The 23,801-nt window shown below is 72.6% G+C and carries 23 protein-coding genes; 14 read left to right on the top strand and 9 right to left on the bottom strand.

Annotated features, from left to right (window positions below; genetic code table 11):
• Positions 1–2 precede the first annotated feature (2 nt).
• Both PKE79_RS07015 and PKE79_RS07010 read left to right on the top strand, forming a co-directional pair.
• Complete coding sequence (locus tag PKE79_RS07015) at positions 3–617, top strand: DUF4166 domain-containing protein (RefSeq protein ID WP_271172968.1); 615 nt, start codon at positions 3–5, stop codon at positions 615–617.
• 12 nt (positions 618–629) lie between these two features.
• Positions 630–2,048, top strand: coding sequence for a flavin monoamine oxidase family protein (locus PKE79_RS07010; RefSeq protein WP_271172967.1), 1,419 nt, complete (start codon positions 630–632; stop codon positions 2,046–2,048).
• 7 nt (positions 2,049–2,055) lie between these two features.
• Here PKE79_RS07010 and PKE79_RS07005 read toward each other — a convergent pair whose 3' ends face one another.
• From PKE79_RS07005 to PKE79_RS06980, 6 genes are all read right to left on the bottom strand, one after another.
• Positions 2,056–3,804 (bottom strand): glycoside hydrolase family 35 protein, encoded by a 1,749-nt coding sequence (locus PKE79_RS07005; RefSeq protein ID WP_271172966.1) that lies wholly within the window; start codon positions 3,802–3,804, stop codon positions 2,056–2,058.
• A gap of 85 nt (positions 3,805–3,889) precedes the next feature.
• Positions 3,890–4,537, bottom strand: a complete 648-nt coding sequence (locus PKE79_RS07000; protein WP_271172965.1) for a Pr6Pr family membrane protein — start codon at positions 4,535–4,537, stop codon at positions 3,890–3,892.
• A gap of 52 nt (positions 4,538–4,589) precedes the next feature.
• Entirely contained in the window at positions 4,590–5,537 is a 948-nt protein-coding gene (locus tag PKE79_RS06995; RefSeq protein WP_271172964.1) for a LysR family transcriptional regulator, read from the bottom strand.
• Positions 5,538–5,646: 109 nt separating this feature from the next.
• Positions 5,647–6,831, bottom strand: a complete 1,185-nt coding sequence (locus tag PKE79_RS06990) for an acetyl-CoA C-acetyltransferase (RefSeq protein ID WP_271172963.1) — start codon at positions 6,829–6,831, stop codon at positions 5,647–5,649.
• Positions 6,828–7,478: a CoA transferase subunit B gene (locus PKE79_RS06985; RefSeq protein WP_271172962.1), complete on the bottom strand. Its 651-nt coding sequence runs from the start codon at positions 7,476–7,478 to the stop codon at positions 6,828–6,830. Before PKE79_RS06985 ends, PKE79_RS06990 begins: the two co-directional genes overlap by 4 nt.
• A 1-nt stretch (position 7,479) precedes the next feature.
• On the bottom strand, positions 7,480–8,241 hold the full coding sequence (locus tag PKE79_RS06980; protein ID WP_271172961.1) for a CoA transferase subunit A: 762 nt from the start codon (positions 8,239–8,241) through the stop codon (positions 7,480–7,482).
• Positions 8,242–8,495: 254 nt separating this feature from the next.
• Between PKE79_RS06980 and PKE79_RS06975 the strand changes: the two genes are divergently transcribed.
• The 6 genes from PKE79_RS06975 to PKE79_RS06950 all read left to right on the top strand — a co-directional run bounded on the left by PKE79_RS06975 (position 8,496) and on the right by PKE79_RS06950 (position 14,744).
• Entirely contained in the window at positions 8,496–9,512 is a 1,017-nt protein-coding gene (locus PKE79_RS06975) for a VOC family protein (RefSeq protein ID WP_271172960.1), read from the top strand.
• An 85-nt stretch (positions 9,513–9,597) separates the two neighbouring features.
• Complete coding sequence (locus PKE79_RS06970; RefSeq protein ID WP_271172959.1) at positions 9,598–10,578, top strand: fumarylacetoacetate hydrolase family protein; 981 nt, start codon at positions 9,598–9,600, stop codon at positions 10,576–10,578.
• On the top strand, positions 10,575–11,567 hold the full coding sequence (locus PKE79_RS06965) for a cyclase family protein (protein ID WP_271172958.1): 993 nt from the start codon (positions 10,575–10,577) through the stop codon (positions 11,565–11,567). Before PKE79_RS06970 ends, PKE79_RS06965 begins: the two co-directional genes overlap by 4 nt.
• A 59-nt stretch (positions 11,568–11,626) precedes the next feature.
• Complete coding sequence (locus tag PKE79_RS06960; protein ID WP_271172957.1) at positions 11,627–12,760, top strand: FAD-dependent monooxygenase; 1,134 nt, start codon at positions 11,627–11,629, stop codon at positions 12,758–12,760.
• Positions 12,757–13,797, top strand: coding sequence for an amidohydrolase family protein (locus PKE79_RS06955; protein WP_271172956.1), 1,041 nt, complete (start codon positions 12,757–12,759; stop codon positions 13,795–13,797). The genes PKE79_RS06960 and PKE79_RS06955 overlap by 4 nt, the downstream gene beginning before the upstream one ends.
• Positions 13,794–14,744, top strand: coding sequence for a fumarylacetoacetate hydrolase family protein (locus PKE79_RS06950; RefSeq protein WP_271172955.1), 951 nt, complete (start codon positions 13,794–13,796; stop codon positions 14,742–14,744). Before PKE79_RS06955 ends, PKE79_RS06950 begins: the two co-directional genes overlap by 4 nt.
• A 51-nt stretch (positions 14,745–14,795) precedes the next feature.
• On the opposite strand, the gene PKE79_RS06945 is transcribed toward PKE79_RS06950, so the two are convergent.
• Positions 14,796–16,004 carry a cobalamin-independent methionine synthase II family protein gene (locus tag PKE79_RS06945; protein WP_271172954.1) on the bottom strand — a complete coding sequence of 403 codons (1,209 nt, stop codon included), beginning with the start codon at positions 16,002–16,004 and terminating at the stop codon, positions 14,796–14,798.
• Between the two features lie 291 nt (positions 16,005–16,295).
• Between PKE79_RS06945 and PKE79_RS06940 the strand changes: the two genes are divergently transcribed.
• From PKE79_RS06940 to PKE79_RS06920, 5 genes are all read left to right on the top strand, one after another.
• Entirely contained in the window at positions 16,296–17,039 is a 744-nt protein-coding gene (locus tag PKE79_RS06940) for a 3-oxoacid CoA-transferase subunit A (RefSeq protein WP_271172953.1), read from the top strand.
• A complete protein-coding gene (locus PKE79_RS06935) occupies positions 17,036–17,683 on the top strand; it encodes a 3-oxoacid CoA-transferase subunit B (protein WP_271172952.1) in 648 nt (215 codons plus the stop codon). The genes PKE79_RS06940 and PKE79_RS06935 overlap by 4 nt, the downstream gene beginning before the upstream one ends.
• Complete coding sequence (locus PKE79_RS06930; RefSeq protein ID WP_271172951.1) at positions 17,680–18,846, top strand: thiolase family protein; 1,167 nt, start codon at positions 17,680–17,682, stop codon at positions 18,844–18,846. The genes PKE79_RS06935 and PKE79_RS06930 overlap by 4 nt, the downstream gene beginning before the upstream one ends.
• Positions 18,847–19,135: 289 nt before the next feature.
• Positions 19,136–19,918 carry an IclR family transcriptional regulator domain-containing protein gene (locus PKE79_RS06925; RefSeq protein ID WP_271172950.1) on the top strand — a complete coding sequence of 261 codons (783 nt, stop codon included), beginning with the start codon at positions 19,136–19,138 and terminating at the stop codon, positions 19,916–19,918.
• Between the two features lie 101 nt (positions 19,919–20,019).
• The gene (locus PKE79_RS06920) at positions 20,020–20,961 is read left to right on the top strand and encodes an alpha/beta hydrolase (protein ID WP_271172949.1); all 942 of its coding nucleotides are present in this window, start codon (positions 20,020–20,022) and stop codon (positions 20,959–20,961) included.
• Between the two features lie 12 nt (positions 20,962–20,973).
• On the opposite strand, the gene PKE79_RS06915 is transcribed toward PKE79_RS06920, so the two are convergent.
• Positions 20,974–22,407, bottom strand: coding sequence for an MFS transporter (locus PKE79_RS06915; RefSeq protein ID WP_271172948.1), 1,434 nt, complete (start codon positions 22,405–22,407; stop codon positions 20,974–20,976).
• Positions 22,408–22,459: 52 nt separating this feature from the next.
• Between PKE79_RS06915 and PKE79_RS06910 the strand changes: the two genes are divergently transcribed.
• Positions 22,460–22,867, top strand: coding sequence for a hypothetical protein (locus PKE79_RS06910; RefSeq protein WP_271172947.1), 408 nt, complete (start codon positions 22,460–22,462; stop codon positions 22,865–22,867).
• Between the two features lie 28 nt (positions 22,868–22,895).
• Here PKE79_RS06910 and PKE79_RS06905 read toward each other — a convergent pair whose 3' ends face one another.
• Positions 22,896–23,801 carry an LLM class flavin-dependent oxidoreductase gene (locus PKE79_RS06905; RefSeq protein WP_271172946.1) on the bottom strand — a complete coding sequence of 302 codons (906 nt, stop codon included), beginning with the start codon at positions 23,799–23,801 and terminating at the stop codon, positions 22,896–22,898.

The raw sequence follows: 23,801 nt of genomic DNA, 5'->3' as shown, positions 1-23,801 counted from the left end.
GCGTGACCGGATCGCCGTACGCGCGGGCGCTCGGGGCGCGGATCGACGAGCTCCATCCGACCCTGCGGCGGTACTTCTCGACGATCCCCGAGGGGAGCGTCGGCGTCGGGGAGGGCGTGTTCGACACGGTGGGCACGCCGCGCCGCTGGCTGCATCCCCTGCTGCGCGTGCTCGAGGCGCGCGGCGTCGTGTGGGCCGGCTGGGCGCGCGACGTGCCGTTCCGGATCGTCAACCGGACGGCGGATGGCCGCGCGCTCGCCCGCAGGGAGCTGCGGCTCCCGGGCGGCGACTGGACGATGGTCGACGCCGTCGCGCTGGCCGAGACAGGACGCGTCGTCGATCGGCTCGGGGAGCCCCCGACGCTCGCGGCCGTGTTCGACGGGCGGGTGGACGACGGGGCGCTCGTGCTCGTGAGCCGGTCGGTCGGGCTGCGCTGGGGGCGCCTGCGGGTGCGCCTCCCGCGTCGCGTGGCGCCCGTCGTCCGCCTCCGGGAGAGCTGGGACGACGCGGTCGGCCGCCAGCGCGTCGAGCTGACGGTCGACGTGCCCGTCGTGGGCCGAGTGTACGCGTACCGGGGGACCTTCCGGTACCGGATCGAACCCGACGCCGGCGGGTAGTCTGGCGACACGATGAGGATCACGCGCCGCACCCTGCTCGTCGGCGCCGGCACGGGCGCCGTCGCGATGCTTCTCGCGTCGTGCACGGGCGATCCGCAGCCGGGGCCGTCGACGCCTGCGCCGTCGACGCCGGCCCCGATCCCGACGCCGTCGAACGGCGTGCCGGTGCCCTCCGCCTGGCTGCGCAGCACGTGGTCGGCCGACCCGTACGCCCGCGGAGCGCGCAGCTTCATCGCGGTCGGCGCGACGCCGCAGCACCGGGAGGCCCTCGCGCAGCCGGTCGGCGACCGGGTGTTCTTCGCGGGCGAGGCGACCGACGCCGAGCAGCCGGCGACGGTCATGGGCGCGCACCGCTCGGGCTCACGCGCCGCCGACGAGGTGCTCGCGGCCGCCGGCTCGGGGGAGCGCCTCGCGGTCGTGGGAGCGGGCATCGCTGGCGCGGTCGCGGCGCGCGCGCTCGCCGACGCCGGTCACGACGTCACGGTGTTCGAGGCGCGCGACCGCGTGGGCGGGCGCCTCCACTCGGTGCCCGACGACCCGTGGCCGATCCCGGCCCAGCTCGGCGCGTGGACCTTCGGCGACGACGACGAGGCGTTCCTCGGGCGCCTGCGGCTGCTCGGGATCCCCGATATCGACCTCGACACGGCCACCGGATGGTCGGAGCAGGGCGAGACGGCGACGCTCGCGTTCGACGCCGTGCGCGAAGCGGTCGAACGCGGCAGCGCGGGCGCCGCGGACGTGCCGCTCGAGGCCGCACTGCTCGCGACGGGCGCCGACCTCGACGATCCTGCGCTCGCCGCGTCGCTCGCCTGGCTCGCGGCGACGACGGGCGCGACTGCAGCTGATGCCTCGTGCTGGTTCCCGCCGCCGCTGCCCGCCGACACGCTGCGCGCGGCGGCGGGCGACCTCGCCGGCCTCGTCGAGGGGCCGCTCGACGACATCCAGGTGACGCTCTCGTCGCCCGTCGTCCGCATCGCGCATGACGACCGCGGCGTAAGCCTGCGTCTCGCGACGGGGGAGGCCCTGTCGTACGACCGGGTCGTCGTCACGGTGCCGCTCGGCGTGCTCAAGCACCAGGGGATCGAGTTCTCGCCCGAGCTGCCGGCCGTTCAGCGGGGAGCCGTGGCGGCGCTCGGGATGGGCGCGATCGAGACCGTGTGGCTCCGCTTCGAGGAGCGGTTCTGGGCGACGGACGCCGCGATCTGGCACCTCGTCGGCGGGACGGGCGCCATCCGCACCTGGTTCAATCTCGCGCCCGCGACCGGCGAGCCCGTGCTCGTCGGCCTCGTGGGCGGCGACGAGGCCGAGGCGTTCGCGGCGCTCGACGACGGCGACGCGCAGTCCGCTGCTCTCGAGTCGCTCGGGTTCTTCGCGCCGGCGTCGCCCACGCCCGAGCCGACCCCGTCCGAGCCGACCCCGTCCGCGGGGTAGCGCGGTCTCAGAGCTCGGTGTGGCCGAGGTCGGGCTGCGCGACGAACCGCGCGACCGCCTCGCCCGCGTGCAGCTCGAGCACGGCGATCCGGTTGCCCGTCTCGCGCACGACCGGGCCGGGCACGTACATCGTGCGCTGCGGGCCCCGCGACCAGAACCGGCCGAGGCAGAACCCGTTCACCCACACGACGCCCTTGCCCCATCCGGATGTGTCGAGCAGCAGGTCGCGGCCCGCGGGCGCGTCGAACATCCCGAACGCGACGCCGGGGCCCGCGTGCGCGGCGGATCCGTGCGCGCTCGCGCGGTCGGCCAGCTCGTCGAGGCGCTCCCACGTGAGCGGTGCCGCCTCCCACGCGTCGATCGGCGCGCCGTCGAGCGTCGCGGGCCCGATGAGCCCGGTGGGCTCGCCGAGGCGCGGGCCGTAGTTCACCCGCCCCTGGTCCTCGACGAGCAGCTCGAGCACGCCGCCGTGGGGCAGCGCGATGCGCCGCTCGCCGTGATCGCGGCTGAGCACCCCGACCGGCTTCCGGTCGAGGAAGACCTGGGCGCGATCGCGGACCTCGTGGAATGCGAGCACGCCCGGCGCCTCGATCGGGCGCGTGGCGCGGTACAGCGTGAACTCGCCGAAGTGGTCGAGCTCATCGATCGTCGGCAGGTGGTCGACCGAGGTCTCCGCACCGAGCAGTTCGAGACCATCCCACAGCGAGAGCGCGCGGTCGAGCGCGACGTCGAAGACGGGCGCGTCGGGCCGGACGGCCGCTGGCTCCTCGTCGGGGACCGGCGCGTACTTCGCGATGACGTCGCGGAACGCGCGGTACTTCGCGGTCGGGTGGCCCGTCTCGTCGAGCGGCGCGTCGTAGTCGTAGCTCGTGATGATGGGGATGTACCGCCCCTTGTCGTTCGCTCCGTTCGTGAATCCGAAGTTCGTGCCGCCGTGGAACATGTAGATGTTCACCGAGGCGCCCGCCGCGAGCAGGTCGTCGAGCTCGCGGGCCGAGTCCTCCGCCGAGGTCGTGTGGTGGTGCTCGCCCCAGCTGTCGAACCATCCGCACCAGAACTCCGAGCACATGAGCGGCCCCGTGGGCTGGTGACGGCGCAGCGTGGCGAGCCGCTCGGTCGCCCGCGAGCCGAACGAGCCGGTGCGGTGCAGGTCGGGCAGGCCGCCCGCGGCGAGCATCTCGTCGGTGGGCTGGTCGACGGTGGTGAGCGGCACGGTGATCCCGATCGCGCGCGTGAGGTCGGCGACCTCGCGCAGATAGGCCGCATCGTCGCCGAACGCGCCGTACTCGTTCTCGACCTGCATGAGGATGATCGGCCCGCCCGCGTCGATCTGCCGCGGCACGAGCACGGGCGCGATCTGCGCGTAGTACTCGCGCACGGCGTCGAGGTACCGGGGCTCGGAGCGGCGCACCCCGGCGCCGTCGCGGAAGAGCCAGGCCGGCAGGCCGCCGTTGTCCCACTCGGCGCAGATGTACGGCCCCGGCCGCACGATCGCGTGCATGCCCTCGGCCGCGACGTCGTCGAGGAAGCGGCCGAGGTCGAGGCCCCCGTCGAGGCGGAACTCACCGCGACGCGGCGCGTGCGCGTTCCACGCGATGTACGTCTCGATCGTGTTCAGCCCCATGGCCCGCGCCTTGCGGATGCGGTCGCGCCACTGATCGGGGTGCACGCGGAAGTAGTGCAGCGCGCCCGCGAGCACGCGGAACGGCTCTCCGTCGAGCAGGAAGTCGTGCTCCCCGATCGCGAACCGGCTCATCGGGGGTCCTCCTCGTCGATCGCGCCGCCGACATCCGTCATCGGGGGCGAACTCCGAGCGTATCGAGCGGATGGCCCTGCGCGCGTCAGGGGCGCCCGTCCGCGTCGCGGATGGTCGGCCGGATGCGGCTCAGCAGCACGAGCCCCGATGCCACGCCCGCGAAGATCGCGAGTGCGATCGCGCACGTGACCGCGAACTCCGCGAAGCCCGACACCTGCCGCAGGTCGAGGAAGTAGTACGGGAACCATCCGACGATCGCGCCGCGCCACATCGTGAAGCCGCCCCACACGAGCGGGTACACGAGCACGAACGGCACGACGCGCCAGGACGCCGCACGGCGGCCGGGCCCGAACAGCCACGCGAGGATGGTCCAGATCGGGAGCACGAAGTGCAGCACGACGTCCGACCAGGGCACGTCGATCCGGATGCCGCGCAGCCCCGCCTGCCAGACGATGAGCGCGAAGGCGAGACCGGCCGTGATCGTCCAGCTGAGGATGAGGGCGCGCGCCGTGGTCAGCCAGGGCGGGTCCTCGTCGTGTCGGAGGGCGATCACCCCGGCGATCGTCGCGAGCACCGTGAAGGCGATGTTCGACTGGATCGTGAGGTACGCGAGGAAGTTCTCACCGGCGATCGTCTGCGAGCTGAGGCCCCAGGCGAGCCGGTGGACGAGCGCGACCAGGCACAGGGCCGCCGCCGCCAGGCGAGACCAGCCGAAAGCCGTCCGTGCCGTCACCCTCGCGTCGTCCTCCCGCTGCGGCGCGGCGTGCGCGCGCCACGGCCCGAGTCTACGGAAGCCGCTTCGGGTCGGCGCGCGCGCCGAGCTCGGCGGCGGCGTCGACGAAGAGCTCGCGCATCCACTGGTGCTCGGGGTCGCGGTCGTGCACGGGATGCCACCACATGGCGTTCAGCACGGGCGTCGCGTCGAACGGGAGCGCGAACGTGCGCACCGCCGCCGAGCGCTCCACGATCGGCGCGAGCGCCGACTGCACGATGCCGAGCCGGTCGGTGCCCTCGACGAAGTGGCCGAGGGCGAGGAAGCTCTCGACGACCGCCTCGACGCGGGGTTCGATGCCGAGCTGCTGCAGCTGGCGGCTCGCCGATGTGAACGCCTCGCGCGACTGGTAGGTGAACACCCACGGGCGCTCGGCGAGGTCCTTCATCGTGGCCTGCGAGCCGATGCGCGCGTCGTCGGCGCTCGCGATGCCGACCCAGTCGTCCTGCCACAGATCGGCGTACGGCAGGTCGGTGAGGAAGCCGTGCGGGATGAGCATGGCGTCGGCGGCGCGCAGGCGCGTGGCGGCGTCCTCGACGATGGTCTGGTTGTGGAGCATGAACCGGAAGCGCACGCCCGGCGCCCGCTCGCGGGCGATGCGGCTCACCGTCCGCCCGACCGTCGCGAAGCCGTAGTCCGAACCGAAGATCGCGAACTCGCGCGTGGACTGCTCGGGGTTCCACGCGGCCTGGCTCTCGAAGACCCGACGCGCGGCCTCGAGCGCCGTCGTCGTGTGCTCGGTCAGGCGCATCGCGAGCGGCGTGAGCTCGTACGCGTTGCCGCGTCGCGCCAGGATCGGGTCGTCGAAGTGCGCGCGGAGCCGCGAGAGCGACGCGCTCAGCGCGGGCTGGCTCAGGTGGAGGCGCTCGGCGGCGCGCGTCACGCTGCGCTCGGTGAGCAGCGCGTCGAGCGAGACGAGCAGGTTCAGGTCGAGTCGTGAGAGCAGCGGCTGATCGGGCACGGCGGCGTGGTCCTCGGGTCGGGTCCGCTCGGCGATGAGCGTACCCGGATCGTATCACCGCCGTCGATCACCGGCGCCATCACCATAGCGCCGGTCGATAACGCCTCGATCACGCCGTGAGCACGAGGGCGTCGCCCTGGCCTCCTCCACCGCACAGTGCGACCACGGCCGTCCCGCCGCCGCGGCGCGCGAGCTCGTGGGCGGCGTGCACGACGAGGCGGTTGCCGGAGGCGCCGATCGGGTGCCCGATCGCGATCCCGCCGCCGTGGATGTTCACGATGTCGGACGACAGGCCGAGCTCGCGTGCCGAGTGCGCGACGACGGCGCCGAACGCCTCGTTGATCTCCACGAGATCGAGGTCGGCGACGTCGATGCCCTGCTTCTCGAGGGCACGGCGGATGGCCGCGGCCGGCTGCGCCTGGAGGGAGTTGTCGGGGCCCGCGGTCTGGCCCGATGCTCCGATCGTCGCGAGCGCGCGCCATCCCTCGCGCTCGGCCCGCTCGCGCGTCGTCACGACCACGGCCGACGCGCCGTCGGAGATCTGCGACGAGTTGCCGGCCGTGATGCTCCCGCCCTCGGCGAACGCGGGGCGCAGCCGCGCGAGGGTCTCGACCGTCGTGTCGGGGCGGATCCCCTCGTCCCGCGTCACGACGACGGGCTCGCCCCGACGCTGCGGGATCTCGACGGGCACGATCTCGGCGTCGAAGACCCCTGCCTCTGCCGCCGCGGCGGCACGCTGATGCGACAGCGCGGCGACCTCGTCCTGCGCCGCGCGCTCGACCCCGTAGCGCGGGTTGTGGTTCTCGGTCGAGAGCCCCATGCTCACGCCGTCGTACGCGTCGGTGAGTCCGTCGTGCGCCATGTGGTCGAGCACCTCGACCGAGCCGTAGGTCCAGCCCGTGCGCGACCCCATGAGCAGATGCGGGGCGCGCGACATCGACTCCATGCCGGCCGCGACGACGACCTCGGCGTCGCCGACGGCGATCATCCGCGCGGCGTCGATCACTGCTGTCAGCCCCGAGAGGCAGACCTTGTTCACGGAGTGCGACGGGACGTCCCAGCCGATGCCCGCGCCGACCGCGGCCTGGCGGGCGGCGTTCTGGCCCGATCCGGCCGCGAGCACCTGGCCCACGATGACGGCGTCGACCGCGCCGGGCGCGATGCCCCCGCGCTCGAGTGCGCCGCGGATGGCCGCGCTGCCGAGCTGCGGAGCGGTCAGCGACGAGAGCTGCCCGCTCAGCCGCCCCTGCGGCGTCCGGGCTGCGGCGACGATGACGATGTCCTGCGGGTTCATGCTGCCTCCTCCTCGAGGGCGACGATCAGGGCCGGCTGGGTGGCCGCGACGACCTCGTCGAGAGTCACGTCCGGCGCGAGCTCGCGGAGGACGAGCCCGTCCGCGGTCACGTCGATGACGGCGAGGTCGGTGATGATCCGGTCGACGACGCCCCGCCCCGTGAGCGGGAGCGAGCACGCGTCGACGATCTTGGGCGACCCGTCCTTGGCGACGTGCTCCATGAGGACGATGACGCGGCCGGCGCCGTGCACGAGATCCATCGCGCCGCCGGGGCCCTTGACCATCTTGCCGGGGATCATCCAGTTCGCGAGGTCGCCCGACGCCGACACCTGCATGGCGCCGAGGATGGCCGCGTCGATCTTGCCGCCGCGGATCATCCCGAAGCTCAGGCTCGAGTCGAAGAAGGCCGCGCCCGGGAGCGTCGTGACGGTCTCCTTGCCCGCGTTGATGAGATCGGGATCGACGGCGTCCTCGGCCGGGTAGGGCCCGACCCCCAGGATGCCGTTCTCGGACTGGAGCACGAGCGTCACGCCGTCGGGAACGAAGTTCGGGACGAGCGTGGGAAGACCGATGCCGAGGTTCACGTACTCGCCGTCGTGGAGCTCGCGCGCGGCGCGCGCGGCCATCTGGAAGCGGGTGAGTGCCATGTCAGTTCCCCTCGGTCGCGACGGTGCGCTTCTCGATGCGCTTCTCGATGTCGGTGCCCACCTCGACGACACGGTGCACGAACACGCCGGGCAGGTGCACGGCGTCGGGGTCGAGGGCGCCGGGCTCGACGAGCTCCTCGACCTGCGCGATGCACACGCGGCCCGCCATCGCGGCGAGCGGGTTGAAGTTCCGGGCCGCCTTGCGGAAGACGAGGTTGCCGTGTCGGTCGCCCTTCCAGGCGTGGACGAGCGCGAAGTCGGTCGTGATGGCCTCCTCGAGCACGTACTCGCGCTCGCCGAAGGTGCGGACGTCCTTCGCGGGCGAGGCGACAGCGACCGAGCCGTCGGCGGCGTACCGGCGCGGCAGGCCGCCGTCGGCCACCTGCGTGCCCACGCCCGTCTGCGTGTAGAACGCCGCGATCCCCGCGCCGCCCGCCCGCAGCTTCTCCGCGAGCGTGCCCTGCGGGGTGAGCTCGAGCTCGAGCTCGCCGGAGAGGAACTGCCGCTCGAACTCCCTGTTCTCGCCGACGTACGACGAGGTCATCTTGCGGATGCGGCGAGCGCCGAGGAGCACGCCGAGCCCCCAGTCGTCGACGCCGCAGTTGTTCGAGACGATCGAGAGGTCGGTGGTCCCCTGCGCGAGCAGGGCCTCGATGAGGGCGATGGGGTTGCCCGAGAGCCCGAAGCCGCCGACCGCGATGCTCGCGCCATCCGGGATGTCGGCGACCGCCTCGGCCGCCGTCGGGATCTGCTTGTCGATCACGTCGTGTCACTCCCTCGTCCACCGTCGCGCGCGGCGCCTTCGCCGCTGTCGTCCCTTCGAATCTAGCGCGCGGCGGGGGAGCGGGAGGGGGCGATATCAGCGATCCGAATGCCGGTCATCGGCCGCGCTGAAGAGCGCGCACGCGGCCCACCGAGTCATAAATCAGAGTGATGCCGAGGATCGAAGAATTCGGGTTCCCTGATAGTCCCGATGGCCGGAGAGTGGATGCAGACCTACCCGAGAAGGGATCGAAGATGATCAAACTGCTTTCGCATCTGTCCTACGTCGCCATCACGACGCCCGACGTCGAGGCGTCGGTGAAGTTCTACGAGGAGCAGGTCGGCCTGCAGGTCGTCGACCGCATCGACGGCGCCGTCTACCTGCGCTGCTGGGGCGACTACTACCGCTACAGCGTCGTCGTCGTCCCGGGCGACGAGCCCGCGCTCGAGACCGCCGCATGGCGCACGACGAGCCCCGAGGCGCTCGAGGAGGCCGTCCGCCGGCTCGAGGCCGAGGGCGTCGAGGGCGAGTGGTTCGAGGGGCACGCGATCGGTCGCGCCTACCGCTTCGTCGGTCCGCAGGGGCACCGCATGACGCTGCACTGGGACGTCGAGCACTACGTCTCGGGCGCAGACCAGGCGTCGATCTACCCCGACCGCCCGGCGCGCCGCTCGTCTCACGCGGGCGCCCCGCGCCAGCTCGACCACGTCACGATCGCGGCGCGCGACGTCGACGCGTTCGTCGAGTGGTACGTGCGCGTCCTCGGCTTCCGCTTCATGGCGCGCACCGTGCTCGACGAGGCGCCCATCTCGGTGTTCAGCGTGCTGACGACCAACGAGAAGTCGCACGACCTCGGCGTCGTGCTCGACGGCTCCGACCGCGACGGCCGCATCAACCACTACGCCTTCTGGGTCGACACCCGCGAGGAGCTGCTCATCGCCGCCGACGTGCTCATGGAGAACGGCACGCCGATCGAGTACGGCCCCAACATCCACGGCATCGGCGAGCAGACGTTCCTCTACTACCGCGAGCCCTCGAGCCTGCGCATCGAGCTCAACACGGGCGGCTACCGCAACTACGTGCCGGACTGGGAGGCGAACACGTGGCGCCCCTCGCAGGGCTCGAACAACTTCTACCGCAACGGCGCGATGCCGATGTCGATGACGGAGTCGTTCCCGCCCGCGAACGGCCCGTCCGCCACCGAGGAGGGCGTGCCGGACGAGATCAAGGAAGCCCTGCTCAACCCCTACGCCGTCCAGGGCCGGGGCTGACGCCGACGGAACGCGGGTCGCGCACGCGACCCGCGTTCCCGCGTCCCCAGGGCCGGACTCCGGCCATCCGCTTCATGATGAGGAGATGACGATGACGTCGCACCCGCGGCTCGACAACCGCTTCGCGCTCGCGCGCTACCGTGACGGCGCGGAGGTGCGCCTCGGCCTCGTGGCCGGGGATCGCATCCGGCCCGTGGGGCCCGATGAGCTCGGCGCCCCCGACCTCAACGCGTTCCTCGCGGACGCCTTCGCCGGCTGGGAGCGGATGGCCGCGCTCGCCGAGACCGACGGCCCATGGCGGCCGCTGGACGAGGTCGTGCTCACGGCGCCGGTCGAGCCGCGCCAGGTGCTGCAGACGGGGGCGAACTACCGTCAGCACGTCATCGAGCTCGTCGCGGCGGGGCTCACGAACAACACCGACCGCACGCCCGAGGAGGCGCGCGCGTTCGCGGCCGACATGATGGACGAGCGCGCGGCGAGCGGCGAGCCGTACTTCTTCATCGGCCTGCCCGCGTGCGTCGTGGGCGACGACGTGCCGCTCGCGCTGCCGCCCTACAGCGAGGTGCACGACTGGGAGCTCGAGCTCGCCGTCGTCATCGGCCGCGAGGCGTTCCGCGTCTCGCGGGAGGACGCGATGGAGCACGTCGCGGGCTACACGATCGTCAACGACATCACGACGCGCGACCTCGTGTTCCGCAAGGACATGAAGGAGATCGGCACTGACTGGTACCGGTCGAAGAACGCGCCCGGCTTCCTGCCGACCGGGCCGTTCCTCGTGCCGGCCGGCCTCGTCGACGAGAAGGACGCGCGCGTGCGCCTCGAGCTCAACGGGCAGACGATGCAGGACTCCTCGACGAGCGATCTCCTCTTCGACATCCCCGCGCTCATCTCGGCGGCGAGCCAGACGATGCCGCTGCTCCCGGGCGACCTGCTCCTCACGGGCAGCCCTGCGGGCAACGGCCAGCACTGGAAGAGGTTCCTGCGGGACGGCGACGTCATGACCGGGGCGATCTCGGGCCTGGGCGCCCAGGTCGTGCGCTGCGTCGCCGAGGGGACCGCGCGATGACGCCCACCGAGGATCCGCAGGAGCTCGACCGTGCCGACCCCGCCGGCCACATCGCGGCGGCGGCCGAGGCGTACCGGAACTGGGGGCGCTGGGGCGAGGACGACGTCGTCGGCACGCTGAACTTCATCGACGACGCCAAGCGGCGGACGGCCGCCGGCCTCGTGCAGGACGGCCTCGTCGTCTCGCTCGCGCAGTCGTTCGACATGGACGGACCGCAGAAGGGATGGCGGCGCCGCACGAACCCTGTGCACACGATGCTCGACACGGGAACCGACGCCGAGCGCGGCGCCCAGGGCTTCCCGCACGGGATCGGGGGCGCCGACGACGTGATCGCGATGCCGCTGCAGTGCTCGACGCAGTGGGACGGCCTCGGCCACATCTTCGACCGCGGCTTCGCGTGGAACGGGCGCCGCGCGGGCGATGTCGTCACGAGCGACGGCGACCTCGTCACGGGCATCGAGCACACGGCCGACCGGCTCGTGAGCCGCGGGGTGCTGCTCGACCTGGGGGCGTTCCTGCGCCCCGAGACGGGCGAGATCGAGGACGGCTACGCGATCACGGCCGCCGAGCTCGACGCGTGCATCGCCGCGCAGGGCCCGACGAGCGGCGTGGGCCGCGGCGACATCGTGCTCGTGCGCACCGGCCGGCTCGCACGCGCGCGACGCGAGGGCTGGGGCGACTACGCGGGCGGCCCCTCGGCCGGGCTGTCGTTCACGACGGCCGGATGGCTGCACCGCTCGGAGATCGCGGCGATCGCGACCGACACGTGGGGCTTCGAGGTGCGCCCGAACGAGTTCGACGCGGCCTTCCAGCCCCTGCACCAGGTCGTCATCCCCAACATGGGGCTCACGGTCGGCGAGATGTGGGATCTCGACCGGCTGGCCGACGCGTGCCGGGAACGGGGACGATGGGAGTTCCTGCTCACCGCGGCGACGATCCCGATCACGGGCGCGGTCGGGTCGCCGGTCAACCCGCTCGCGATCCTCTGACCATCCGACATCCGCGGGCCATCCGCATCAGACACATCCGAGAACGAGGAGGTTCTTCCATGACCGCAGTGACGAAGGTCGCGATCGCCGGGTGCGGCGCCGCCAGCATGGCCGCCGCGATCCCGCTCGCCGAGGCCGGCGTCTCCGTCGACGTGTACGAGCTCAAGCCCGAGCTGTCGGCGCTCGGCTCCGGGATCACGCTGCAGGGCAATGCGCTGCGCGCTCTCGGCCGCCTGGGGGTGTGGGAGCAGGCCGCAGCCCAGGGCTACCCGTTCGAGGGGCTCACCCTGCGCGCGCCCGGCCCGGACGCGCCCGTCATCGCCGAGCTTCCCGAGGTGAAGACCGGCGGCCCCGACTTCCCCGCCTGCATGGGCATGTACCGGCCCGACCTCGCGCGCATCCTCGTCGAGCGCGCCGAGTCGCTCGGCGTGCGCGTGCACTACGGCGCGAAGGTCACCGGCGTGCGCGAGACCGAGGGCGGGGTGCTCGTCGACGTCGGCGGCGCGCCCGTCGGCGAGTACGACCTGCTCATCGGGGCCGACGGCATCCACTCGACCGTGCGCGAGCTGATCGGCATCGAGACCCAGCCCGAGCACACGGGCATGGGCATCTGGCGCGCCTTCGTCCCGCGGCCGGCCGAGGTCACGCAGAGCCAGCTGTACTACGGCGGCCCCGCGTACATCGCCGGCTACACGCCCACGGGCGAGGACACGATGTACGCGTTCCTCGTCGAGGACGCGCAGGATCGCTTCGGCGTCGCCCCGGCGGAGGCCGTGGAGATCATGAAGGGGCTCTCGGCGGCCTACGGCGGCCCGTGGAACGCCATCCGCGAGAGCCTGTCCGAGTCGAGCCGCATCAACTACACGTGGTTCACGGCGCACATCCTCGACGGCGCGTGGAACCGCGGCCGCACGGTCGTCATCGGCGACGCTGCGCACAGCTGCCCGCCCACGGTCGCCCAGGGCGCCGCGCAGGCGATGGAGGACGGCATCGTGCTCGCGGAGCTCCTCATCGCCGCCGACGCCGTGGACCAGGGCCTCTGGGACGCGTTCCACGCCCGCCGCGTGCCGCGTGCGACCGCGGTCGTCGAGGCGTCGGTGCAGCTCGGACGCTGGCAGCTCGAGCACAACCGCGACGCCGACGCGGCCGGCCTCATCTTCGGCGTCGCGCAGCAGATGGCGCAGCCCGCATGAGCGGCGCGATCGACGTCCACGCGCACCTCCTCCTGCCCGCACTGCAGGAGGAGGTCGCGCGCCGCGACCCCGACGGCTTCGCGGCCGCGAACGCTCTCGACGCGCGCCGCAACGGGCCGGAGAGCCTGGCCGCATCCGGCCGCATGATCGGCGCGCGCATCCCGCTGCTCACCGCCCCGGCCGCGCGCATCGCCGCCATGGACGAGCAGGGGGTCGCGCAGCAGTGGGTGAGCCCGTCGCCGAACCACTTCCATCCGTGGGCCGACGAGGAGCTCGGCGTGTGGATCGCGAAGGAGGCGAACCGGCAGATCGCGGCGCACATCGCGACCGCCCCCGACCGCCTCCGCGGGCTCGGCACCGTGCCGCTGCAGCACCCGTCGCGTCTCGTCGAGTGCCTCGACGACGCGGTGCTCGCGCACGGGCTGCTCGGGGTCGAGATCTCCTCGTTCGCGGGAGACGTCGAGCTGTCGGACGAGCGGCTCGAGCCGTTCTGGGCCCGCGCCGCCGAGCTCGGCGCGATCGTGTTCCTGCACCCGTTCGGATGCTCGCTCGACGAGCGCCTCGACCGGTTCTACCTCTCGAACACCGTGGGGCAGCCGACCGAGAACGCCGTCGCGCTCTCGCACCTCATCTTCGCGGGCGTGCTCGACCGTCATCCGGAGCTGCGGATCGTGGCCGCGCACGGCGGGGGCTACCTGCCGACGCTGATCGGCCGCTCGGATCGCGCGTGGGCGGTGCGCCCCGAGGCGCGGGGCTGCGCCGAGCCGCCGTCGACGTACCTGCGCCGGCTCTGGTTCGACACGGTCGTGCACGACGAGCGCACGCTGCGCGCGCTCGTCGAGGTCGCGGGGGTCGACCGCGTCGTGCTCGGCAGCGACTTCCCGTTCGACATGGGGCTCGACGACCCCGTCGGCTTCGTGCAGGGGGCGGGGCTCGCGGATGCCGATGCCGTGCTCTCCCGCACGGCGGACGCGCTCGCCGCGGGCGTGCATGGGGCGGATGCCGCGAGCGCTCCGGTTGCGGAGGCACGGGCATGAGGATCGGGCGGTGGACGCGCGCCGGCCGCGAGGAGGACGGCTTCATCGAGGACGCGGGGGTCATCCCGTTCCCCGACGCGCTCACGGTGGGCGACGTGCTCGCCGCAGGGCTCGGGGCGCTCCCCGCGCTTCGCGAGCGCGCGGGCCATCCGGTCGCGCCCCTTGCCGACGTGACGCTGCGCGCGCCGCTGTCGCCGGCCTCCGTGCGGGACTTCGTCGCGTTCGAGGAGCACGTCGAGGGGGTCAGCGCGTCGGTCGACGGCAAGAGCGAGGTCGTGCCCGAGTGGTACCAGGCGCCGACCTTCTACTTCACGAACCCGCACACGATCGCCGGTCCCGGCGAGACGATCGCCCCGCCCGAGACGCAGCGCCTCGACTTCGAGCTCGAGGTCGCCGCGGTGCTCGGCGGCGCAGGTGCGAACCTCTCGCCGGCCGAGGCGGACGCCGTGATCTTCGGCTACACGATCATGAACGACTGGTCGGCCCGCGACCTGCAGTCGCGGGAGATGAAGGTGCGCCTCGGGCCGTGCAAGGGCAAGGACTTCGCCACGAGCCTCGGCCCGTGGATCGTCACGGCCGACGAGCTCGAGCGCTTCCGCGACGAGGACGGCTTCCTCGCCCTGCGCGCCGAGGTGTCCGTCAACGGCGAGCGGTACGGCGAGGATCTCGTGTCGAACATGGGATGGCCCTTCGCCGAGCTCGTCGCGTACGCCTCGCGCAATGCGCGCGTCGTCCCGGGGGACGTGCTCGGCTCGGGCACCGTCGGCAACGGCGGCTGCCTCGGCGAGCTCTGGGGGCGCGGCAGCACCCTGCCGCCGCTGCGCGAGGGCGACGAGGTGCGGATGACGGTCGAGGGCATCGGCGAGCTCGTCGGGCACGTCGGCGCCCCCGTCCCGGCCCCGCCGATCCCGCCCGCGCGTCCTCGGTCGCGAGCCCGGGCGCGCTGACGGGCGCGGCCGGGGCGCTGATCGCCGTGATCTGCGGCGAACCCGGGGCCGTCAGACCCGCTTCGCGGCGCGGCGCGCGCCCTCGCCGAGCGCCTCGAGCTTGGCCCACGCGATCTGCTCGTGGACGCGGCCGCCCAGGCCGCAGTCGGTCGCGGCGATCACGCGGTCAGGGCCGACGATGCGCGCGAAGCGCTCGATGCGCTGCGCGACGAGGTCCGGATGCTCGACGAGGTTCGTCGAGTGACCCACGACGCCCGGCACGAGGACGAGGTCGTCGGGGATGAGATCCCTGTTCTCCTCCCACACCGCCCATTCGTGCTCGTGGCGCACGTTGGCCGCCTCGAACGAGATCTGGCCGACCTTCGCGCCGAGCACGGTGCGGAGGATGTGCTTGAGCTCGATGTCGGTCGTGTGAGGCCCATGCCATGAGCCCCAGCACAGGTGCAGGCGCACCTGCTCCCTGGGTAGCCCGGCGATGGCCTCGTTGATCGCGTCGATGCGGATCTGCGTGAACGCGAGGTAGTCCTCGACGCTCGGCTCGGGGTTGATCTGGTCCCAGTTCTCCGCGAGCGACGGATCGTCGAGCTGCAGGATGAGACCGGCGTCCGTGATCGCCCGGTACTCCTCCTTCAGGGCGTCCGTCCACGCGCGGATGTGCTCGAGCTCGGTCGCGTAGTAGTCGTTGCGCACGCGTGCGGCGGAACCCGGCGCGATCGCCGTGAGGAATCCGGTCTCGCCTTCGCCGAGCGCGTCGGCGAGGTGGCGGACATCCGCCGCCGTCGCGGCCTGCCCGCGGTACGAGATCGGGCCGGTCGTCGTGGGGAACGCCGTGGCCGTCCGTCCGGTCTCGACGCCGTTCTCCGGGTCGTGGTACACCTCGGCGAACGCCTGGCGGTCGCGGCGGTCGAGGAACGACGTGAGCACGATGTTGCCCGGCTCGGAGCGGCGGGGCGGCTCGTTGAACGCGTTCACCTCGGTGAGCGAGAGGCCGTCGACGCGCTGGAACGAGTAGCCCCACCACGCGCCGTAGTCGACGGGGCTCGACATCGCCTTGCCGAACTCGCCGTCTCCCGGCTGCGTGATCCCGACCGCGCGCTGGCGCTCGACGACATCGCGCACGGCCTCCGCGACGAGCGCCTCGTACTCGGGCGTCGACGTGAGCGTGAAGCCGTCCTCCTCGAACGTGCGCGCGGCGTTGGCCTCGATGAGGGCCTTCGTGCGCGGCAGGCTTCCGGCGGTCGTCGTCTCGATGGTCGTCATGCTGCTCCTCGCTCCTTCTGCGGGCGTGCCCGCCGTCGCGACGGTACCGCGAGCACGGTGCGACTTCCGCATCGCATGTCGAAGAGTGACGGATGGTCGGCGTCGGGCCCCGACCCCGTACGCGCAATCGGATGGCTGGGGCTCGTGTGCGCGTGTCGTCCCCGGCAGGCGACATCCGCACCACGGGTCCGACGCGGCGTGCGCCCGGGGCTCGCGCGGCGGACATCCGCTCGCTACACTGGCCGTATAGCGAACATACGTTCGCAGAGCGAACCGATCGAGGAGGAACCGGTGATCGACAAGACCGTCGCGAGCGTCGAGGACGCCGTCGCGGGGATCGCGGACGGCGCGACCGTCATGATCGGCGGCTTCGGGCGCGCCGGACAGCCCGTCGAGCTCATCGACGCGCTCATCGCGCACGGAGCCCGCGACCTCACGATCGTGAACAACAACGCCGGCAACGGGGACACCGGCCTTGCAGCGCTCCTGGCGGCGGGACGCGTGCGCCGGATCGTCTGCTCCTTCCCTCGTCAGAGCGACTCCTGGGTCTTCGACGGTCTGTACCGTGCGGGCGAGCTCGAGCTCGAGCTCGTGCCCCAGGGCAATCTCGCCGAGCGGATCCGCGCCGCCGGCGCGGGGATCGGCGCCTTCTTCTCGCCCACGGGCGTGGGCACGCAGCTGGCGGAGGGCAAGGAGCACCGCGACATCGACGGGCGCACGTACGTCCTGGAGTATCCGATCAGGGCCGACGTCGCCCTCATCAGCGCGCACCGCGCCGACCGCTGGGGCAACCTCGTCTACCGCGAGACCGCGCGCAACTTCGGGCCGATCATGGCGACGGCCGCCACGACGACGATCGTCCAGGTCGACGAGGTCGTCGAGCTCGGAGCGCTCGACCCCGAGATGGTCGTGACCCCGGGTCTCTTCGTGGACCGCGTCGTGGCGGTCGGCGAGCGCGCGTGGCTGCGCGACGGCGTCTTCGTCGGAGGCGTCGACATCGAGGGACGCCCGCTCGCCGAGGAGGCCGCACGATGACCACCCGCATCAGCCGCGACGAGCTCGCGGCACGGATCGCCGCCGACATCCCCGAGGGCGCCTACGTGAACCTCGGAATCGGCGCGCCCACCCTCGTGGCGAACTTCCTGCCATCCGATCAGGAGATCATCCTGCACACGGAGAACGGCCTGCTCGGCATGGGCGAGGCCCCTGCCGCCGACCGCGTCGACCCCGACCTCATCAACGCGGGCAAGCAGCCCGTGACCGCACTGCCCGGGGCGGCCTACTTCCACCACGCCGACTCGTTCGCGATGATGCGCGGCGGGCACCTCGACATCTGCGTGCTCGGCGCGTTCCAGGTGTCGGAGCGCGGCGACCTCGCGAACTGGTCGACCGGCGCGCCCGGGGCTATCCCCGCCGTGGGCGGCGCGATGGACCTCGCGATCGGCGCGAAGCAGGTGTTCGTCATGACCGACCTGCTCACGAAGCAGGGCGCGTCGAAGCTCGTGGCCGCCTGCACGTATCCCCTCACGGGCGTCGGCTGCGTCACGCGGGTCTACACCGATCACGCGGTGTTCGATGTGACCGACGAGGGCTTCCGCGTGCGGGAGCTCTTCGGCGACAACACGATCGAGGGCCTCGAGTCCCTCACCGGGCTCTCTCTGCAGGAGGTGGCGGCATGACCGCGAGCTTCGTCTACGACGCCGTCCGCACCCCGTTCGGGCGCGCGGGCGGAGCGCTGTCGGGGGTGCGTCCCGACGACCTCGCCGCCGTCGTCATGAGGGCGACCGTGGACCGCACGGGTCTCGACCCCGCACGGATCGACGACGTCATGTTCGGCGACGCGAATCAGGCCGGCGAGGACAACCGCAACGTCGCGCGCTTCGGTGCGCTGCTCGCGGGGTTCCCCGTGACGGTGCCCGGCGCGACGGTGAACCGCCTCTGCGGCTCGTCGGTCGAGGCGGTCATCCAGGGTTCGCGCGCGATCGAGGCCGGCGATGACCGGATCGTGCTCGCGGGCGGGGTCGAGTCGATGAGCCGCGCGCCGTTCGTCGTGGAGAAGTCGGCCAAGCCGTTCCCGGCGGTGGGAAACCAGACGATGTGGAACACGTCGATCGGATGGCGGATGGTCAACCCCGCTCTGCCGCGGGAATGGACGATCTCGAACGGCGAGAGCGCCGAGCTGCTGGCCGAGACCTACGGCATCTCGCGTGACGACCAGGATGCCTTCTCCGTGCGCAGCCACGAGCTCGCGGCCCGCGCGTGGGCCGAGGGCCGCTACGACGCGGAGATCGTGCAGGTCGACGGGCATGAGCTCGCCCGCGACGAGGGCATCCGCGACGGCTCGACCGTCGAGAAGCTCGGCGACCTCAAGGCGCTGTTCAAGCAGGGCGGCACGGTCACCGCGGGCAACTCCTCGTCGATCAACGACGGGGCGTCGGCCGTGCTCCTCGGCGCCGAGGGGGCGATCGACGCCGAGCCGCTCGCGCGCATCGCCGGCCGAGGCGTCTTCGGAAACGAGCCGCACCTCTTCGGCGTCGCGCCGGTCGAGGCGGCGAACATCGCCCTCCGCCGAGCGGGGAAGACGTGGGCCGACGTCGACCTCGTCGAGCTCAACGAGGCGTTCGCCTCCCAGAGCCTCGCATGCATCCGCCAGTGGGATATCGACCCCGAGCGCGTGAACATCCACGGCGGTGCGATCGCGATCGGGCATCCGCTCGGCGCCTCGGGCGGACGCATCATCGGGCACGCCGCGCATGAGCTCAAGCGCCGGGGCGGGGGAGTGGCGGTCGCCGCTCTCTGCATCGGCGTCGGGCAGGGGCTGGCCGTCGTCCTCGAGCGCTGAGCCGCAGCCGTGCGTGCGCGGGACCGGGGGTCGTGCATGTCTCGGTTGGCGTGGGAATGGAGCCCGGATGGCCGCACCGCGTGAGACACGGAAGCCCCGCCACCGCCCCCATGTCTCATTCCACGCGGGTTTCGGGCCCGGATGGCCGCACCACGTGAGACACGGAGGTCCCCGGCACCGCACGGAAGCCCCGCCACCACCCCCATGTCTCATTCCACGCGGGTTTCGGGCCCGGATGGCCGCACCGCGTGAGACACGGGGTGGTCCGGAGGGCGATAGGGTCGCGAGGATGAGCACGAACGACGTCGAAGAGGGCCGCGGCGACTTCGTCCAGTCCTTCGCGCGCGGCCTCGCGGTCATCCGCTCGTTCGACGCGGAGCACCCGAGCCTCACCCTGAGCGAGGTCGCCGCCCGGACGGAGATGACCCGCGCAGCCGCCCGGCGGTTCCTGCTCACCCTCGAGACGCTCGGGTACGTCCGCAGCACGGGGCGGGAGTTCGCGCTCACCCCGCGCGTCCTCGAGCTCGGCTTCAGCTACCTCTCGGCGCTGTCGCTGCCCGAGATCGTCCAGCCCCACCTCGAGCGGCTCTCGCGCGAGGTCGACGAGAGCGTCTCGGCGGCCGTCCTCGACGGCGGCGATATCGTCTACGTCGCGCGCGTTCCGACGCGTCGGATCATGAGCGTCGCGATCACGATCGGCACCCGCTTCCCGGCCTACGCCACGAGCATGGGCCGCGTGCTGCTCGCGCACCTGCCGCAGGATGAGCGCGATGCCCTGCTCGCGGCATCCGCTCTCGAGCCCCTCACCGAGCGCACGATCACCGACCGATCGGCCCTCGCGCGCCGGCTCGACGAGGTCGCGGCCGCGGGATTCGCGATTACGGATGGCGAGCTCGAGTCGGGCGTGCGATCGGTCGCGGCTCCCGTGCGCGGCCGGGATGGCCGGGTCGTCGCGGCGGTGAACGTGTCCGCGAGCGCCGCGCGCGTTCCGATCGAGCGTCTCCGGGACGAGCACCTCCCGCGGCTGATCGCGGCGACGCAGGCGATCGAGGCAGATCTGCGTCTCGTGTGAGCCGTCGCCTCATGCGCATGCGGGAGAGGCGAATGGCGCCGATCGCGCGGTGACGCGATGCTGGAGACGCCGCACCCGCGGCATGACTGCGAAGGAGCACCATGAAGCACGAGCGCATCGCCCTCCACGACGGACGCGACGACGTGACCCTCACGACGTACGTCCTCGACGACTCCCCGGAGCTGCTCGACGGCCGCGCCCGCCCCGCCGTGCTGATCCTGCCCGGGGGAGCGTACATGGGCTGCTCCGATCGCGAGGCCGAGCCGGTCGCCCTCGCGTTCGCCGCGCTCGGGTATCACGCGTTCGTGCTGCGCTACTCGGTGTACGGAGCGGGCGGGCCGCTCGACTGGAACGTCGATGCGCGCGCGATGGAGCCCCGCGCGCACAGCGTCTTCCCGAACCCGCTCATCGACGTCGCCCTCGCGATGAAGCACATCCGGTCGCGGGCGGCGGAGTGGCTCGTCGACGCCGACCGCATCGCGGTCGCGGGGTTCTCCGCCGGCGGCCACAACGCCGGCATGTACGGCACGCGATGGCATGACGCCCTCGTCACCGAGGCGGTCGACGCGACGCCGGACGAGCTGCGGCCCGCCGCGCTCATCATGGGCTACGCGCTCAGCGACTACCGCTTCCAGCACGCCCGTCTGGATGCCATGCCGCCCGCGGAGCGCGCCGTCCGCGAGATGGCCGCCGTCGCGTACTTCGGCGAGATCGACCCGGCGCCTGAGCTGCTCGACGCGGCGAGCCCCGCGCTGCACGTGAGCGCACAGACCCCGCCGACCTTCCTGTGGCACACGGTCGCCGACGCGCTCGTGCCCGTCGAGCACTCCCTCCGGTTCGCGTCGGCATGCGCCGCGCACGGCGTGCCCTTCGAGCTCCACGCCTTCGAGGCGGGCCAGCACGGCCTCTCGCTCGCGACGCGCGCCACCGCGTCTGCCGAGCCGATGATCGACGACGATGCCGCGCACTGGGTGCCGCTGGCGGCCGCGTGGCTGGCCAAGCGCTTCTCCGTCGAGCTCCCCGCGGCGATGCCCTGGGACTGAGCCGGACGGCCGTCAGCTCGGCAGCGACGGATGGGCTGAGGTCGGGTGGCGCGGGATGAAGAGCGACAGCGCCACCGCGACCGCGGCCGCGATGATCGCGAGCCAGTAGCAGACGTCGAACGCCTCGCGCGTGGGGATGGTCGCGCCCCCGACCTCGACGCTCATGGCCGCGAGCACGCCGCCCATGACGGCGGACGCGCTCGACGTCCCCACCGAGCGGAAGAGCGCGTTGAGGCCGTTCGACGCCCCGGTCTCGTCGGCGGGAACGGCGCGCATGATGATCATCGGCATGGCGGCGAACGTGAACCCGATCCCGACGCCGATGAGGAGGTTCGCCACGAAGATGTGCCAGATCTCGCTCGACCACAGCAGCACGAACACGTAGGCCAGGACGATGAACGACGCGCCGCCCGTGAACAGCGGCCGCGGCCCGATCGTCCGCTCGAGCCATCCGGACAGCGGCGAGATCACCATCATCACGAGGCCCGCGGGCATGACGATGAGCGCGGCGCCGACCATGTCCATCCCGAAACCGGACCCGGTCTCCGTCGGCAGCTCGAGCATCTGCGGGAACGTCACGTTCGACGAGAACAGCGCGAAGCCCATCCCGATCGCGGCGATGTTCGTGAACAGCACCGCCGGACGAGCCGCGACGCGCAGGTCGAGGAGCGGGTCGCGCGTGCGCAGCTGGTACGCGCCCCACACGCCGAGCACCACGAGCCCGCCGATGACACTGGTGAGCGCGGCGGGCGACGTCCATCCCCATTCCGCGCCGCGGGAGACGAACAGCAGCAGCCCGGTGAGCCCGAGGGCGAGGCCGATCGCGCCCACCACGTCGAGGCGGCCCGGCGCTCGCAGGATGTCCTCCGGGACGTAGACCAGGACGAGCGCGAGCCCGACGACGCCGAGAGCGGCCGCGAGCCAGAACAGGGAGTGCCAGTCGGCGTTGAGCGCGAGGTACGCCGCGACCGGCATGCCGACGGCTCCGCCGACCCCCATCGTCGCGCTCATGAGCGCGACGGAGGTCCCGAGGCGGTCGGGAGGCAGAACATCGCGCATGATCGCGATGCCGAGCGGCACGACGCCGGTCACCGCTCCCTGCAGGGCACGGCCGATGATCACCCCGACGATCGAGCTCGAGAGGGCTGCGACGAGGGAGCCCACGATGAGCAGCGCGAGCAGGACGACGATCACCCGCCGCTTCCCGTACATGTCGCCGAGACGCCCGGAGATGGGCGTCGCGACGGCGGCGACGAGCAGGGTGATCGTGATGACCCACGACGTGTCCTCGCGCGACGCGTCGAGGAGCGTCGGCAGCTCGGCCTGGAGCGGCACGACGAGCGTGAACATGAACGCGGAGCACAGGCCCGCGAACGCGAGCACGGCGACCGTGAGCCAGCGCGGCGGGTGGGCGAGCCTGCTTCGGGGTCTGTCGTCGTCGCGCACCTTCTCCACCCTAGGCTCCGCTCCGGACACGGGCTCCGCCTAGGGTGAGGACATGATCACGCCCGACTGGATCCCGCACCGCCGCGCCTCGGACGGCGAGCTCGTGGGCTGGGTGCGTCCGGATGGCGACGGCTGGGTCGCCGTGTCGCTCTTCGGCGCCGATGTCACGAGCTCGGTCGACTGGCTCGAGGCGGAGGAGGCGCTCGAGCGCCAGGGTCTGTCGTGGATGGCGGATGTGTGGATGCTGCGCCGGCCGGATGGCCGCGACGTGCGCGTCCGCCTGGTCGAGTTCTCTCCCGATCGGCTCGAGGGCGGCGTCGTCGCTCCCGGACGCGTCGTCGTGAAGACCGACGACTTCGGCGCGATCGACGTGCCCTATGAGCTCATCGAGCTGCCGTGGCCGCCGCCGCGCGACCTCCGCCCGCTCACGACGGGCGAGGGCGGGAGCCCCTGGGACTGACCCGTGCGGCTCAGCCCGGGCGCGCGGCTCAGTCCGGGAGCGCGTCGAGCAGGGGCCTCGGGTCGGGCGCCTCATCCGTTCCCTGGAACGCGACGGCGTCGGCCCCGGCGTCGACGAGCTCGGCGATGCGGTCGGCGATGCGGTTCTCGAGCGCATCGGCGCGAGGGTCGATCTCCGTGTAGACGCGCACGCGGGCGCGGCCTCCGCGCCCCGAGGCCTCGCGTCCCTCGTCGATGATCGCCCGTGCGCGGCGGAGGCCTTCGACGTCGATCGAGGCGTCGAGCAGGACCGAGTCGCCGATCTCTCCGGCCAGGCGCAGGGTCTTCGGCCCGCTCCCTCCGATCGTGATCTCGGGCGCGGTGGCGGGCGGCCATCCGAGCGAGACGCCGTCGAGCTTCACGTACCGCCCGGCCACGTCGACGGTCTCCCCGTCGAGGAGCGAGCGCACGGCGCCGACGTACTCGCGCAGCAGCGTCAGGGGCGACGCGACCCTCGCGCCGACCTGGCCCATCCACGGGAGTACGCCGTGGCCGAAGCCGGCGATGAACCGGCCCGGCGCGAGTCGCTCGATCGTGGCGACCTCCATCGCCGCGAGTGCGGGGTTCCGCAGCGGCACGGGAAGCAGGCCGATGCCGACCTTCAGCCGCTCGGTCGCGACGAGCGCCGCGGTCGCGGTCGCGAGGCCGCCTTCGAGGAAGCAGTCCTCCCAGAGCCACAGCTCCGCGACGCCCGCGGCGTCGGCGGCACGCGCGACGGCGACGAGCTCCTCGGGCGGGGACTGGGGACGGAACACGATGCCGATCGGGGGAGAGGACGTCGCAGCCGCTGCCATGCCCCCATCGTGCCATCCGCCCCGGACATCGGCGCCCGCCATCCGCCCTCCATCGGCACCCGCCATCCGCACCGTCGCGTCGGTGTCGGCGCCGCGTGCCAT

Source organism: Microbacterium barkeri, assembly GCF_027921765.1.
Classification (GTDB): Bacteria; Actinomycetota; Actinomycetes; order Actinomycetales; family Microbacteriaceae; genus Microbacterium; species Microbacterium barkeri.
Note: the sequence above shows the minus strand (reverse complement) of the source record. Positions and strands in the feature narration are given on the sequence as shown.

Coding starts and splice junctions, on each gene's coding strand:
- PKE79_RS06990 (WP_271172963.1), bottom strand. CDS start 6,831: ATGAACCCGCAGGACATCGTCATCGTCGCCGCAGCCCGGACGCCGCAG.
- PKE79_RS06985 (WP_271172962.1), bottom strand. CDS start 7,478: ATGGCACTCACCCGCTTCCAGATGGCCGCGCGCGCCGCGCGCGAGCTC.
- PKE79_RS06935 (WP_271172952.1), top strand. CDS start 17,036: ATGACCACCCGCATCAGCCGCGACGAGCTCGCGGCACGGATCGCCGCC.
- PKE79_RS06910 (WP_271172947.1), top strand. CDS start 22,460: ATGATCACGCCCGACTGGATCCCGCACCGCCGCGCCTCGGACGGCGAG.
- PKE79_RS06975 (WP_271172960.1), top strand. CDS start 8,496: ATGATCAAACTGCTTTCGCATCTGTCCTACGTCGCCATCACGACGCCC.
- PKE79_RS07010 (WP_271172967.1), top strand. CDS start 630: ATGAGGATCACGCGCCGCACCCTGCTCGTCGGCGCCGGCACGGGCGCC.
- PKE79_RS06920 (WP_271172949.1), top strand. CDS start 20,020: ATGAAGCACGAGCGCATCGCCCTCCACGACGGACGCGACGACGTGACC.
- PKE79_RS06925 (WP_271172950.1), top strand. CDS start 19,136: ATGAGCACGAACGACGTCGAAGAGGGCCGCGGCGACTTCGTCCAGTCC.
- PKE79_RS06965 (WP_271172958.1), top strand. CDS start 10,575: ATGACGCCCACCGAGGATCCGCAGGAGCTCGACCGTGCCGACCCCGCC.
- PKE79_RS06945 (WP_271172954.1), bottom strand. CDS start 16,004: ATGACGACCATCGAGACGACGACCGCCGGAAGCCTGCCGCGCACGAAG.
- PKE79_RS07005 (WP_271172966.1), bottom strand. CDS start 3,804: ATGAGCCGGTTCGCGATCGGGGAGCACGACTTCCTGCTCGACGGAGAG.
- PKE79_RS06905 (WP_271172946.1), bottom strand. CDS start 23,801: ATGGCACGCGGCGCCGACACCGACGCGACGGTGCGGATGGCGGGTGCC.
- PKE79_RS06960 (WP_271172957.1), top strand. CDS start 11,627: ATGACCGCAGTGACGAAGGTCGCGATCGCCGGGTGCGGCGCCGCCAGC.
- PKE79_RS06955 (WP_271172956.1), top strand. CDS start 12,757: ATGAGCGGCGCGATCGACGTCCACGCGCACCTCCTCCTGCCCGCACTG.
- PKE79_RS06930 (WP_271172951.1), top strand. CDS start 17,680: ATGACCGCGAGCTTCGTCTACGACGCCGTCCGCACCCCGTTCGGGCGC.
- PKE79_RS06950 (WP_271172955.1), top strand. CDS start 13,794: ATGAGGATCGGGCGGTGGACGCGCGCCGGCCGCGAGGAGGACGGCTTC.
- PKE79_RS06970 (WP_271172959.1), top strand. CDS start 9,598: ATGACGATGACGTCGCACCCGCGGCTCGACAACCGCTTCGCGCTCGCG.